This is a genomic window from Phocaeicola barnesiae DSM 18169 = JCM 13652, assembly GCF_000374585.1.
Classification (GTDB): domain Bacteria; phylum Bacteroidota; class Bacteroidia; order Bacteroidales; family Bacteroidaceae; genus Phocaeicola; species Phocaeicola barnesiae.
This window is the reverse complement of the sequence record NZ_KB894650.1, coordinates 1-12,974: the sequence shown is the minus strand read 5'-3', so window position 1 is coordinate 12,974 and position 12,974 is coordinate 1. Positions and strand designations below refer to the sequence as shown.

The 12,974-nt window shown below is 45.0% G+C and carries 13 protein-coding genes and 1 tRNA gene; 13 read left to right on the top strand and 1 reads right to left on the bottom strand.

Annotation, left to right across the window (positions count from 1 at the left end):
- Nucleotides 1–2 precede the first annotated feature (2 nt).
- The 13 genes from C510_RS0109105 (at nucleotide 3) to C510_RS0109045 (ending at nucleotide 12,827) form a co-directional block, all read left to right on the top strand.
- A complete protein-coding gene (locus C510_RS0109105) occupies nucleotides 3–293 on the top strand; it encodes an HU family DNA-binding protein (RefSeq protein ID WP_018711035.1) in 291 nt (96 codons plus the stop codon).
- Nucleotides 286–1,755, top strand: coding sequence for an HU family DNA-binding protein (locus C510_RS16375; protein WP_018711034.1), 1,470 nt, complete (start codon nucleotides 286–288; stop codon nucleotides 1,753–1,755). The genes C510_RS0109105 and C510_RS16375 overlap by 8 nt, the downstream gene beginning before the upstream one ends.
- A gap of 207 nt (nucleotides 1,756–1,962) precedes the next feature.
- The gene (locus C510_RS0109095) at nucleotides 1,963–2,958 is read left to right on the top strand and encodes an AAA family ATPase (protein ID WP_018711033.1); all 996 of its coding nucleotides are present in this window, start codon (nucleotides 1,963–1,965) and stop codon (nucleotides 2,956–2,958) included.
- Between the two features lie 166 nt (nucleotides 2,959–3,124).
- Nucleotides 3,125–3,994, top strand: coding sequence for a DUF58 domain-containing protein (locus C510_RS0109090; protein ID WP_018711032.1), 870 nt, complete (start codon nucleotides 3,125–3,127; stop codon nucleotides 3,992–3,994).
- Between the two features lie 7 nt (nucleotides 3,995–4,001).
- A complete protein-coding gene (locus C510_RS0109085) occupies nucleotides 4,002–5,108 on the top strand; it encodes a BatD family protein (protein WP_022340214.1) in 1,107 nt (368 codons plus the stop codon).
- Nucleotides 5,109–5,126: 18 nt separating this feature from the next.
- Nucleotides 5,127–6,125 (top strand): vWA domain-containing protein, encoded by a 999-nt coding sequence (locus C510_RS0109080; protein ID WP_018711030.1) that lies wholly within the window; start codon nucleotides 5,127–5,129, stop codon nucleotides 6,123–6,125.
- Nucleotides 6,126–6,136: 11 nt separating this feature from the next.
- Nucleotides 6,137–7,162 carry a vWA domain-containing protein gene (locus tag C510_RS0109075; protein ID WP_018711029.1) on the top strand — a complete coding sequence of 342 codons (1,026 nt, stop codon included), beginning with the start codon at nucleotides 6,137–6,139 and terminating at the stop codon, nucleotides 7,160–7,162.
- Between the two features lie 2 nt (nucleotides 7,163–7,164).
- Nucleotides 7,165–7,866 carry a tetratricopeptide repeat protein gene (locus tag C510_RS0109070; protein WP_022340215.1) on the top strand — a complete coding sequence of 234 codons (702 nt, stop codon included), beginning with the start codon at nucleotides 7,165–7,167 and terminating at the stop codon, nucleotides 7,864–7,866.
- Nucleotides 7,867–7,901: 35 nt separating this feature from the next.
- Nucleotides 7,902–9,731, top strand: coding sequence for a BatD family protein (locus C510_RS0109065; protein WP_025892272.1), 1,830 nt, complete (start codon nucleotides 7,902–7,904; stop codon nucleotides 9,729–9,731).
- A gap of 66 nt (nucleotides 9,732–9,797) precedes the next feature.
- Nucleotides 9,798–10,499 carry a tetratricopeptide repeat protein gene (locus C510_RS0109060; RefSeq protein WP_425311419.1) on the top strand — a complete coding sequence of 234 codons (702 nt, stop codon included), beginning with the start codon at nucleotides 9,798–9,800 and terminating at the stop codon, nucleotides 10,497–10,499.
- A 13-nt stretch (nucleotides 10,500–10,512) separates the two neighbouring features.
- Nucleotides 10,513–11,220 (top strand): phosphatase PAP2 family protein, encoded by a 708-nt coding sequence (locus C510_RS0109055; protein WP_018711025.1) that lies wholly within the window; start codon nucleotides 10,513–10,515, stop codon nucleotides 11,218–11,220.
- Nucleotides 11,221–11,336: 116 nt separating this feature from the next.
- A complete protein-coding gene (locus C510_RS0109050; RefSeq protein ID WP_018711024.1) occupies nucleotides 11,337–11,591 on the top strand; it encodes a hypothetical protein in 255 nt (84 codons plus the stop codon).
- A 108-nt stretch (nucleotides 11,592–11,699) separates the two neighbouring features.
- A complete protein-coding gene (locus C510_RS0109045; RefSeq protein WP_018711023.1) occupies nucleotides 11,700–12,827 on the top strand; it encodes a universal stress protein in 1,128 nt (375 codons plus the stop codon).
- Between the two features lie 46 nt (nucleotides 12,828–12,873).
- Here C510_RS0109045 and C510_RS0109040 read toward each other — a convergent pair.
- A tRNA-Arg gene (locus tag C510_RS0109040) sits at nucleotides 12,874–12,947 on the bottom strand.
- Nucleotides 12,948–12,974: the final 27 nt, after the last annotated feature.

Below are 12,974 nucleotides of genomic sequence, written 5' to 3'. Positions count from 1 at the left end.
TTATGAACAATAAGGAATTCGTAGGCGAATTATCACGGAGTTTAGGATATACGAACAAGGATGCCACCCAATTGGTGGCATCTCTTGTTGACATCATGACCCAGGAACTGCAAGAAGGTAATCTGATTTCAGTCGAAGGGTTCGGACGGTTTGAGGTGAGGAAACGGTTGGAACGCATCATTATCAATCCGATGACGAAACAACGCCTGCTGGTTCCTCCTAAACTGGTCCTGACATTTACCCCCGATTCTCTGTTAAAAGACTATCCGACAAACACCTCTGCCGATGAATGAAAAGTTAACCTTGCAATATCTGATAGAAGCACTTACCAAACGGCATCAGATGGACCCGAAAGATGCTGACGCGTTCGTGAAAGCGTTTTTCGAACTGATTCGTCGTGCCTTGGAACGAGATAAATACATCAAGGTGAAAGGATTGGGAACCTTCAAGCGTATCGAGACAGATTCCCGAGGAAGTGATGAGGAAGAGAGTGAGGAACGTACCGGGACGCAGGGGCGTTCGAGAATTACTTTTACTCCCGATGTGGCGATGCGGGACAGTATCAACAAACCTTTCGCGCATTTTGAAACTGTCATCCTGAATGAGCATACTCATTTCGAGGATATGGATGAAGAGGGAGAGGAGCAACTACCGGAAGAAGAAAAGACCGGAGAAGCATCCGACAGTCTTCTGGATACAGAAAAACAGGAGGGTGTCGGTACCGATGAATCTGTCGATTCCGGTGCTTTGGCTGCCGACACAGGCGAACAGGATTTGCCGGGTGAAGAATCTGTTCTTAAAGAGGAAGAGCGTTTATCCGATGAATCAATTGAACAGACCAGCCCGGATGACGCATCGCTCACTGAGCCTGAAACACCCGTTTCGGAAGAGAACCATGAAGAGAATCATTTGTCTGATGTGCAGGGAACTGAGGAAGAAAAACTTCCTGTCGTGGATAAAGAGGAATCTCAGAATGCTGATATTCCACAAATTGAATCATCCGTCGAAGCAGATGATGCATCCCAATCAGAAACCCACGAAGAGCCTGTCAGTCAGGAGGCTGAGAAGAAGGAAGTCGTTCCGGAAGTAGTGCCGGCAACAGAGCATGGTTCTCAAAGCCTGTCTGAAATCCCGTTAGACAGTTCTGATAAAAAAATACAAAAAGAAGAAAGAAGCAAGCTTCCTTGGTGCATGTATGCAACCATTTTATTGGTTGGCGTGTTAATAGGTGGAGGTATCATTTGGGCACTGCTCTCAGGAAGAAGGTATATTCCTGAAGCACTTTTACGGGAATTGATCTCAGAAAAAAAGGTGAACAATGCCATACTGCTTCCGAAAAGTACGGAAAAGAAGGAGACTCTGGACACACTTGCTGCCATGGAGACTGTTCAAGCAGATTCGGTTGGCAGGCAGAAACCGGATTCGGTTGTAAAGCAGAAACCGGTACATGTGACTCTACCGACTGTCTCTTCTGCGGCTCCGGTCGTGAAGACTCGAGCACCTGTTAAGGATGAAAAGCCACAGGCCGTAAAGCGGGAAACCTTGGCCGATACCATGGAGTATACCATTACTGGAACGATGGATACCTATACGTTGCAGAACGGTGAAAGTTTGGTGAAGGTAGCCTTGAAATATTACGGTAACAAGAAATTGTGGCCTTACATCGTCCGTCATAACCGGAAGGTTATCAAGAATCCCGACAATGTTCCTGTAGGTACAGTCCTGCAGATACCGAAATTATCTCCGAAAAACTGACGGCGGTAAAGAAATCTGTACAGAATCTGTAAATTTAGATTTCTTTAGTTCAATTAGATTTAAAAGGAGAATGGCACATGTATTTTTTAATAAAAATTAGTTGTGCCTGTTAATCGAATGCGTTAATTTTGGGGTGCTTTTAAGATAAAGTGTCCGAAAAAGCAGTATAAAGAAACAAATTGGAATATTTAAAATAGAAAAGAAATTATGGCTGAAGCTATTGACATTCGTGAATTGAACGAACGCATAGAACGTCAGAGTGCATTCGTTACTAACTTGATGACCGGCATGGACCAGGTGATTGTGGGTCAGAAACATCTTGTAGAATCATTGTTAATCGGTCTGTTGTCAGACGGACATATCCTGCTGGAAGGTGTGCCTGGTTTGGCGAAGACATTGGCCATCAAGACCTTGGCTTCTTTGATTGATGCAAAATATAGCCGTATCCAGTTTACTCCGGATTTGCTGCCTGCCGATGTGATCGGTACCATGATATACAGTCAGAAAGAAGAGAAATTCATCGCCAACAAAGGTCCTGTCTTTGCAAACTTCGTATTGGCCGATGAAATTAACCGTGCTCCGGCAAAGGTACAGAGTGCATTGCTGGAAGCCATGCAGGAACGTCAGGTGACTTTAAGTAAGGAAACTTTCCGCCTGCCCGAATCTTTCCTTGTGCTGGCTACCCAGAACCCGATTGAGCAGGAAGGTACTTATCCGCTTCCGGAAGCTCAGGTGGACCGTTTCATGCTGAAGGTAATTATCGATTACCCGAAACTGGAAGAAGAAAAGAAGATTATCCGTCAGAATATTTCTGGAGAAAAGATTGATATCCGCCCGATTCTGAAATCGGAAGATATCCTGGAAGCACGTAAAGTGGTGCGTCAGGTTTATCTGGATGAAAAGATTGAACAGTACATTGCAGATATCGTCTTTGCTACCCGTTATCCGGAACAGTACGACCTGAAAGACCTGAAGGGACTGATCGGTTTCGGAGGTTCTCCGCGTGCTTCTATCAACTTGGCTTTGGCAGCCCGTAGCTATGCGTTCATCAAGCGCCGTGGTTATGTCATTCCGGAAGATGTACGTGCTGTGGCTCACGACGTATTGCGTCACCGTATCGGACTGACTTACGAAGCTGAAGCAACGAATGTTACTTCCGAAGAAATCGTCAGCAAGATTCTGAATAAGGTTGAAGTGCCCTAAACTTACGTAAGTTCTTGATGTTCCACGCTTGTGGAATGTATGTTTCACCATCGTGAAACGTAGGTTCGGCGGAAGTGAAACTTAGGTTTCTCTGCTGCCGGACACATTAATCGTAGGGATATCCGTCAAAGGATAACCGCTTAACTATATATTCAGAAAGAACAGAATGGAAACTAGTGAACTCTTAAAGCGTGTCCGTCAGATAGAAATCAAGACGCGTGGACTTTCGAGCAATATCTTTGCCGGGCAGTATCATTCGGCCTTCAAGGGTAGGGGTATGGCTTTCTCCGAAGTGCGCGAGTATCAGTATGGTGATGACGTACGTGATATCGACTGGAATGTGACAGCCCGTTTTGACAAACCGTTCGTTAAGGTGTTTGAAGAGGAACGTGAACTGACGGTGATGTTGCTGGTGGATGTTTCCAACAGCTTGGATTTCGGTACCATCAAACAGATGAAGAAGGATATGGTGACAGAAATTGCCGCAACCATCGCTTTTTCTGCTATCCAGAACAACGATAAGATCGGTGTCATATTCTTTTCTGATAAGATCGAAAAATTCATTCCGCCGAAGAAAGGACGTAAACATATCCTGTATATCATCCGCGAACTGATTGATTTCCAACCGGAAAGTAATCGTACCAATATACAGTGTGCGATCGAGTATCTGACGAATGTTTTGAAGAAGCGTTGTACGGCATTCATGTTGAGTGATTTCATCGATGACAACGATTATCAGAATGCACTGACCATAGCCAACCGGAAGCATGATGTGGTGGCTATTCAGGTATACGACAAACGGTTGGAGGAACTCCCGGATGTCGGTCTGATGCGTGTACGCGATGCCGAAACCGGACACGAACAATGGATAGATACTTCTTCAAAGGCTTTACGGAATGCTCATCATGCCTGGTGGGTCGATCGCAAGCAGAAACTGAATGAAACGTTCACCCACAGCAATGTGGATGCGGTGTCTGTGCGTACCGACGAGGATTATGTGAAGGCATTGCTCAACTTATTTGCTAAACGAAATTGATGATGACATGAAATATACCTTATTATATTGTAATGGCAAGAAGTGGTTCCGGACAGTAGGATGTCTGCTGCTGTTTCTGTTTGCTGCAACTGGAGTGAAGGCTCAGGTTACGGTGGAAGCAACCATCGATTCGTTGCAGTTGCTTATCGGTGAGCAGACGAAAGTCCGCCTTCAGGTAAGTATGGACGCCAACCAACGTCTGCGGCTGCCGGTTGTACGCGATACATTGGTAACGGGGGTCGAAGTCGTTGATATCGCCAAACCGGATACACAATTGTTGAACGATAACAAGCGTTGGCTGATTTCTCAGGAATATACCATTACTTCGTTTGATTCGGCGTTGTATTACCTGCCTCCGTTTGAGGTGCTGGTAAACAATCAGCCTTACCGTTCGAAGGCATTGGCACTGAAGGTCTATTCCATTCCTGTAGATACGTTGCATCCAGACCAGTTCTTCGGTCCGAAGGACATCGAGGAAGTGTCGTTGACATGGGAGGATCTGGCGCCTTTGGTCTATGCGCTGATTGCGATGTTGGTATTGGGTGCTGTAGCTGTTTTCTTTGTGATACGCTACCGCAACAACAAGCCTATTATCAAGATTATCAAGATTCAGCCGAAGTTGCCGCCGCATCAGACAGCCATGCAGAAGATTGAAGCCATCAAGGCTGACAAGACCTGGCAGAAGGCTGATCCGAAACTCTATTATACAGAATTGACGGATGTCATCCGTACCTATATCAAGGATCGTTTCGGATTCAATGCCATGGAAATGACTTCTTCTGAAATCATTGAGTGTCTGCTACGTGAAAAGGATAAAGATTCCTTGAAGGACCTGAGACTTCTGTTTGAAACTGCCGATCTGGTGAAGTTTGCCAAATATGCACCGCTGATGAATATCAACGATATGAATCTGGTGAACGCGGTAGAATTCATCAATCAGACCAAGGTGGAAGAAGACCCGAACGTCAAGAAAGAACCTACCGAAATCAAGGTGGAAGAGAAACGCTCTAAACAAGGACGTATCATGTTGATTTGCAGCATTGCAGTAACAGCTGTCGGCTCATGCGTGGCGTTGTATTATGTTATTCGCCATCTTATCAACCTCTTCTTTTAACGCTTAAAAATAGAAATCATGATTTTTGCAAACATTGAATATCTGTTTTTGCTCTTGCTGCTGATACCTTACATCATCTGGTATTTTATGCGCCAGAAACGTATGGAACCCAGTATGCAGGTCTCTACCACACGTATGTACATGAACGCGCCGAAAAGCTGGAAGATTTATCTTCTTCATGCTCCTTTTCTGCTGCGTATCGTAACGTTCGTGATGATTGTATTGGTGCTGGCCCGTCCTCAGACTACAGACAACTGGCAGAATACAGAGATAGAGGGTATTGATATCATGCTGGCGGTGGATGTCTCTACCAGTATGTTGGCCGAGGACTTGAAGCCGAACCGTATCGAGGCGGCTAAGCAGGTAGCTTCCGAGTTCATCAATGGCCGTCCGAACGACAATATCGGTCTGAGTATATTTGCGGGTGAAGCATTCACTCAGTGTCCGTTGACTGTAGATCACGGCGTGCTGCTGAATCTGTTCCGTAATGTAAGTTGCGACATGGTTCAGCAAGGTATGATTGATGACGGAACTGCCTTAGGTATGGGACTGGCAAACGCTGTAAGCCGATTGAAGGATAGCAAGGCCAAATCGAAAGTGATTATCCTGCTGACTGACGGTGTCAATAACATGGGAGATATTTCTCCGCTGACAGCGGCAGAGATTGCCAAGAAATTCGGTATCCGTGTCTATACAATCGGTGTAGGAACCAATGGAACAGCACCTTATCCGATGCCTACCTATGCCGGTGTGCAGTATGTGCAGATACCGGTAGAGCTGGATGAGAAGACAATGACTCAGATTGCAGGTACTACGAACGGTAATTATTTCCGCGCAACCAGTAACTCGAAACTGAAAGAAGTCTATAAAGAAATTGATAAACTGGAGAAAACAAGGTTGAACGTGAAAGAATTCAGCAAGCGTGAGGAAGCCTTCGCACCATTTGCTTTGGTGGCTTTCTTGTGTCTGCTGCTGGAAATCCTTTTGCGGAATACTGTATTGAAGAAAATCCCTTAAAATTAGAAGTCATGTTTCGATTTGGAGAACCGCTATATTTGTATTTATTGATTGTCCTGCCCGTATTGGCAGCGTTTTATTTCTATTCCAATTATCGCCGCCGGAAGAGACTCCGGCTGTATGGCGACCCGCAACTGCTGAAAGAGCTGATGCCGGATGTATCTAAATATCGTCCGGATGTAAAGTTCTGGCTCATGCTTGCCGCATTGGGCATGATTATCTTTATGATGGCCCGTCCGCAGTTCGGTTCAAAGATGGAAACAGTGAAACGTCAGGGTATCGAGACCGTTGTGGCACTTGACATATCGAACTCTATGCTGGCCGAAGATGTTACTCCCAGCCGTCTGGACAAATCGAAGAAATTGATTTCCCGTCTGGTGGAAAAATTCAATAACGATAAGGTGGCCATGATTGTATTTGCCGGTGAAGCTTTTACGCAGCTGCCTATTACGAGCGACTATATTTCGGCAAAGATGTTTCTGGAAAGCATCACTCCTTCACTGATCTCTACGCAGGGAACAGATATTGCAGGAGCCATTGATTTGGCTATGAAGAGCTTTACTCCGAATGAAGGGGTAGGCCGTGCCATTGTGCTGATAACCGATGGTGAGAACCACGAAGGGGGAGCAATCGAGGCTGCACAGGCCGCTGCCAAGAAAGGTATCCGTGTCTTTGTACTGGGTGTAGGTTCGCCGGACGGTTCTCCGATTCCGGTAGAGGGCTCGAACGAGTTCCGTCGTGACAAGGACGGAAATGTCATCGTAACCCGTTTGAATGAACAGATGTGTCAGGAAATAGCCAAGGCAGGAGGCGGTATCTATGTCCGTGTAGATAATACGAACAATGCCGAAAAGGCGTTGAATGCCGAAATCAACAAATTGGCCAAGGCAGATGTAGAGACTCAGGTCTATACCGAATTTGATGAACAGTTCCAGGTGCTGGCTTGGTTGGCACTGTTGCTGTTGGCAGCCGAACTGATGATTCTGAATCGCAAGAATCCGTTATTCAAGAATGTGAATCTCTTTAAACAGAAATGAGTATGTTACAGAAAGGATATTTCATTTTACTGATGCTGTTGACTGTCTCGGCAGTTGCATTCGGTCAGAAGACCGACCGTGACTATCTGCGTAGCGGTAATAAGTTATATAAAGACAGTCTGTTTGTAAAGGCGGAAGTAGACTATCGGAAGGCCTTGGAAGTTAATCCGAAATCTTCTGCGGCAATGTACAACTTGGGAAATGCCTTGCTGATGCAGCAGAAGGCCCAGGAAGCGATGGAGCAATACCAGGCTGCTTCCCGGTTGGAGAAAGACAAAGCGAAGTTGGCTCAGATTTATCACAACATGGGCGTCATACTTCAGTCTTCCAAGAAGCTGCCTGAATGCATCGAGGCCTACAAGGAGTCGCTGAGAAACAATCCTCATGACAATGAAACCCGCTACAACCTGGCATTGGCTCAGAAGCAGCTGAAAGACCAGCAGCAGAACCAGAATCAGGACAAACAGCAGGAACAGAAGCAAGACCAGAAACAGGACGAACAGCAACAGAATAAAGACCAGCAGGATCAGGATAAGAAAGACCAGCAGCAGAACAATCAGCAGCAACAGCAGAACCAGAATGAAATGTCGAAGGAGAATGCCGAGCAATTGCTGAATGCAGCCATGCAGGATGAAAAGAATGTACAGGATAAGGTCAAGAAACAGATTCAGATTCAAGGTAAGAAGCTGGATAAAGACTGGTAATGAGTGTAGCAAATTAAAATAAACAACGATAGATGATGAAAAGAATAGTCTTCTTATTATGGATGGTAATCCTGTGGGGGCAGATGCTGGCGGCGGACGGTATCCGTTTCAAGGCTGATGCGCCCAATACGGTTGTCTCGGGCGACCAGTTCCGGTTGACCTTTACCATCAACACCCAGGATGTGAAGGATTTCCGTGCACCTTCCATCAGCGGATTCGACGTTCTGATGGGACCGAGCCGCTCGCAGCAAAGCAGTACACAGATTATTAACGGAAAAGTGTCCTCCAGCCGTTCTGTAACTTATACCTATATCCTGATGGCTACCAAAGAGGGTACTTTCAATATTCCTGCAGCCAGCATTGAGGTAGATGGTGAAAAGGTCTTTTCGAATGCAATCAGCATCAAGGTGCTTCCACCAGACCAGCAGGGCTCTTCCAGTAGTAATTCACAAGGGGGAAGCTCTACACGTTCCCGGGCGCAGTCGGCCGGTGGACAGATTACGGCCAATGACCTGTTCATTACAGCAACTGCCAGTAAGACAACGGTGTACGAACAGGAGGCTATCCTGTTGACATATAAGGTATATACGTTGGTAAATCTCCGTCAGTTGCGTGGAGATATGCCTGACCTGAAGAGTTTTTATACGCAGGAAATACCTTTGTCCAAACAGAAGGTCTTTTCATTGGAACACTATAAAGGGCGTAATTATAACACGACGGTGTGGAGCCAATACGTGATGTTCCCGCAACAGACCGGTAAGCTGGAAATCCCTGCCATCACTTTCGATGCGGTTATTGCCCAACAGACCGTTTCGGATGACCCGTTTGATGCCTTCTTCAATGGAGGCGGATATGTGGAAGTAAACAAGAAGATTGTTGCTCCGAAACTGACTATCGATGTCAAACAGCTTCCGTCTAAGCCGGCGGATTTCTCGGGAGGAGTAGGAACTTTCACGCTCTCTTCCAGCATCAATTCCACGAAAGTAAAGACTAACGACGCAATAACCATCAAATTGGTTATCAACGGTACCGGTAACATGAAACTTATCAGTTCGCCGGAAATCAAATTCCCGCAGGATTTTGAAGTCTACGACCCGAAAGTGGACAACCAGTTTGAACTGACGACTGCCGGATTGAGCGGTACAAAGACCATTGAATACCTGGCTATTCCGCGTCATGCCGGAAACTTTACCGTTCCTCCGGTGAAATTTACTTATTTTGACTTGAAGTCCGGTTCGTATAAGACACTGACGACCGAAGCTTATCAGCTGACGGTAGAAAAAGGGGAAGGTAATGCCGATCAGGTAATCGCAGACTTTACCAATAAGGAAAGTGTCAAGATGTTGGCCAAAGATATCCGTTTCATCAAGTTAGGTGATACAAACTTGCAACAACGGGGCGACTTCTTCTTCGGAACTACTGCCTGCTATCTGTGGTATGTGATTCCATTCCTGTTGTTCGTGGTCTTTGTCATCATTTACCGGAAACAGGCTATCGAAAACGCCAACGTAGCCAAGGTAAAGACCAAGAAAGCCAATAAGGTTGCTACGAAACGTATGAAGTTGGCAGGTAAACTGTTGGCAGAGAACAAGAAGAATGAATTCTACGATGAAGTACTGAAGGCTTTGTGGGGATACACCAGTGACAAACTGAGCATCCCGGTATCTCAGCTGTCGAAAGACAATATCGAGGCAGAATTGACCCGATACGGAGTTTCTGCTGAACTTATCCAGGAATTCCTGGATGCATTGAACCAATGTGAGTTCGCACGCTATGCTCCGGGAGATGAAAGTGAAGCCATGGACAAGGTATATACTTCTGCCATCAACGTTATCAGCAAGATGGAAAACAGCATTAAACATTAACGGATAGGAGAGGAAAACATGAGAAAATTATCAATCATATTGGTATGCTTGATCGGCTTCTTTCAGATGGTTCATGCTGCAACCAAGGCTGAAGCTGATAAGGCTTATCAGGAAAATCAGTTTGAACAGGCAATCAAACTTTACGAAGAGATTCTGGCAACAGATGGTGAGTCGGCAGATATCTATTACAATTTGGGTAATAGCTATTATAAGAACAAGGATATTGCGAAGGCTGTCCTTAACTATGAACGTGCATTGTTGTTGAATCCAGGTGATGCGGATATCCGGTTTAATCTGGATATGGCACGTGGAAAGACTACCGATCAGATAACTCCGACGCATGAGGTCTTTATCCTGACATGGGGAAAGGCCTTGGTCAATCTGATGGGTGAAAGTGCATGGGCGAGATTAGGCATTGCTTCATTTATCCTTTTCTTGATTGGAGCGGTATTCTATATCTTTGGGAACCGTGTGTTGGTCAAGAAAATCGGTTTCATCGCCGGGTTGGTCTGCCTGTTCGTGAGTATCTGTGCCAATTTCTGTGCCTCCAAACAGAAGAGTGAGCTGATAGACCGTACAGGAGCCATCATTATGGCACCTACCGTGTCTGTTAAGAGTACCCCGAATGAGAGCGGAACCGATTTGTTTGTGCTTCATGAGGGAACTAAAGTCTTTGTAGAAGACAATTCTATGAAGGAATGGAAGGAAGTACGTCTGGAAGATGGTAATAAAGGATGGGTCAAGACCGAGTCCATCGAATTGATTTGAAATACAACAGAATATGGATATACAGCAGCTGATAGCAGCCGATAAGGCATTGCTTCTGGAACTGAATGGGAGTCATTCATTGTTCTGGGACGGATTCATGTGGACAGTAACCAGTACTTCTACATGGATCCCGGCAGGCGCTGTACTGCTGTATATCATATTAAAGAACAATAAGATAGGGCATGCATGTACGATTTTGCTGATGCTCGCCTTAACCATAACTTTGGCGGATCAGATAGCATCCGGGGTCTGTAAACCGTATTTCGCGCGTTTCCGTCCGACCCGGGATCCTGAAATCATGTATCTGGTCCATACAGTCAACGCTTATAGGGGAGGGTTGTATGGATTTATATCCAGCCATGCCGCAAATACGTTTGCCGTAGCGGTTTTTATTTCACTGTTGTTCCGGTACTGGGGAGCCACAGTGATGATGTTTTTATGGGCAATTATCCCTTCTTATTCCCGTATCTATTTGGGAGTACATTATCCCGGTGATATCTTGTGCGGAGCGTTGGAAGGTTGTATTGTAGGTGCTGTCGTTTATTGTGGTTATAGGTATATAGCTAAACGGTACTTTGACCAGCCTCAATACATCTCTGACCAATATACGTCAACCGGATATACCATCAATGACATCCGTATCTTATTTATCACGCTGCTCTTGACATATCTGTATGCCATTATTGCCGGAATGATTCAGGCAAAGGCTTTATATTTCTAGTGACAGGCGTTTTTTTCTGAAAAAAATAAAGGATTTTTTTGTCCAGTCGTAATCTTTCGTTAATTTTAGAACGAGATTATGAATCAAATCTGTTAAACCATTAAAAATTGACTACTATGAACAGAACAATAACTTTTAACGAACTCCGCAAAATCAAAGACGCTTTACCTGCCGGAAGCATGCATCGCATCGCCGATGAATTGAATATAGATGTTGAAACTGTACGTAATTTCTTCGGCGGTCAGAATTTCAAGGAGGGTAAGAGTGTAGGTATTCATTTGGAACCGGGACCTGATGGCGGTCTTGTCATGCTGGATGACACAACAGTGCTTGATAAAGCAATGGCTATTCTGAAAGAACAGCAATCTTGATAGAAAAGGAATAATTTATATTGTTACGTAAGCATTCCAATTGACGGTCATCCAAATCGTTGATTGGAATGTTTTGCTTTATATTGTTTCACCTTTAAATTCTGTGTTATGGAAGATAAACTTGTTACGTTAGCTATTCTGACCTATTCGAAGGCTCAGATATTGAAGAATGTGCTCGAAGGCGAGGGAATCGAAGCATATATCCACAACGTGAATCTCATCCAACCTGTGATATCTTCCGGTGTACGTATCCGCATCAAGGAAAGTGACCTTCCGCGTGCGTTGAAGATTATCGAGAGTTCTACCTGGCTGGCCGATGACGTGGTTAAAGAACAGGTTCCGGACAACCATCACCGTGAGAAGAAAATTCTGGTTCCTGTCGATTTTTCCGGCTATTCGCAGAAGGCATGTGAATTCGCATTCAATTTCGCAGCTGAAATACATGCCGAAATTGTCCTTATGCACGTCTATTTTAGCCCGATTTACCTTCCGAACCTCCAGTACGCTATAGAAGGCTACGGATTGCCTGTAGAGCCTGATATGGGCATTAAAAACATGCTGGATGGCATCCATGAACAGCTCACCAAGTTGACCAATACATTGAAGGATGAAATTCAGTTGGGCAAATTGCCGGATGTGAAGTTTTCCTGTCTGCTTCGTGAAGGAGTTCCGGAAGAGGAGATACTACAATATGCCCGTGAGAACCGTCCGCTCATCATCATTATGGGTACCAGAGGGCAGGGAGAAAAGGATTTGGAACTGATAGGAAGCGTAACTGCCGAAGTGATAGACCGCAGTCCAGTATTCGTATATGCGATTCCTAAAAACGCGAAACTTGTTCATTTCGGAGCTATCCATAAGGTGGCATTCATCACGAATTTTGACCAGAGAGACTTAATTGCCTTTGATTCACTTATTACAACCTTCCAGAATTATAAGTTTGATATCTCATTCATTCATCTGAATTCAAACGAGCAGCGCAAGACGTGGAATGAAATCAAACTGGCTGGAATCCGGGAATATTTCAAAAAGCAATACCCGCAGCTGAATATCGATTATCACCTGATTCCAGAAGATCATTTGCTTGCCAATCTGGATTCGTATGTGAAAGACCAGCAGATTGATGTATTAGGTATCACTAACTACAAGCGCAATGTATTTGCCCGTTTATTCAATCCGAGTATAGCTCGAAGAATGGTGTTCCATTCGGATATTCCAATTTTGGTTATCAAGTAATAGAAATAAAAATCGCCTATAACAGAAATGCTATAGGCGATTTTCGTGACCGCGACAGGATTCAAACCTGTAACCGGCTGATCCGTAGTCAGCTACTCTATTCAGTTGAGCTACGCGGCCAAAACTTAATTATGTTAATCAAAAGGG

What these genes read in the sequence shown, in the direction of transcription:
- C510_RS0109050 (WP_018711024.1), top strand. Translation starts at nt 11,337, where the DNA reads ATGAACAGAACAATAACTTTTAACGAACTCCGCAAAATCAAAGACGCT.
- C510_RS0109105 (WP_018711035.1), top strand. Translation starts at nt 3, where the DNA reads ATGAACAATAAGGAATTCGTAGGCGAATTATCACGGAGTTTAGGATAT.
- C510_RS0109065 (WP_025892272.1), top strand. Translation starts at nt 7,902, where the DNA reads ATGAAAAGAATAGTCTTCTTATTATGGATGGTAATCCTGTGGGGGCAG.
- C510_RS0109060 (WP_425311419.1), top strand. Translation starts at nt 9,798, where the DNA reads ATGGTTCATGCTGCAACCAAGGCTGAAGCTGATAAGGCTTATCAGGAA.
- C510_RS0109090 (WP_018711032.1), top strand. Translation starts at nt 3,125, where the DNA reads ATGGAAACTAGTGAACTCTTAAAGCGTGTCCGTCAGATAGAAATCAAG.
- C510_RS0109070 (WP_022340215.1), top strand. Translation starts at nt 7,165, where the DNA reads ATGTTACAGAAAGGATATTTCATTTTACTGATGCTGTTGACTGTCTCG.
- C510_RS0109045 (WP_018711023.1), top strand. Translation starts at nt 11,700, where the DNA reads ATGGAAGATAAACTTGTTACGTTAGCTATTCTGACCTATTCGAAGGCT.
- C510_RS0109075 (WP_018711029.1), top strand. Translation starts at nt 6,137, where the DNA reads ATGTTTCGATTTGGAGAACCGCTATATTTGTATTTATTGATTGTCCTG.
- C510_RS0109095 (WP_018711033.1), top strand. Translation starts at nt 1,963, where the DNA reads ATGGCTGAAGCTATTGACATTCGTGAATTGAACGAACGCATAGAACGT.
- C510_RS0109080 (WP_018711030.1), top strand. Translation starts at nt 5,127, where the DNA reads ATGATTTTTGCAAACATTGAATATCTGTTTTTGCTCTTGCTGCTGATA.
- C510_RS0109055 (WP_018711025.1), top strand. Translation starts at nt 10,513, where the DNA reads ATGGATATACAGCAGCTGATAGCAGCCGATAAGGCATTGCTTCTGGAA.
- C510_RS0109085 (WP_022340214.1), top strand. Translation starts at nt 4,002, where the DNA reads ATGAAATATACCTTATTATATTGTAATGGCAAGAAGTGGTTCCGGACA.
- C510_RS16375 (WP_018711034.1), top strand. Translation starts at nt 286, where the DNA reads ATGAATGAAAAGTTAACCTTGCAATATCTGATAGAAGCACTTACCAAA.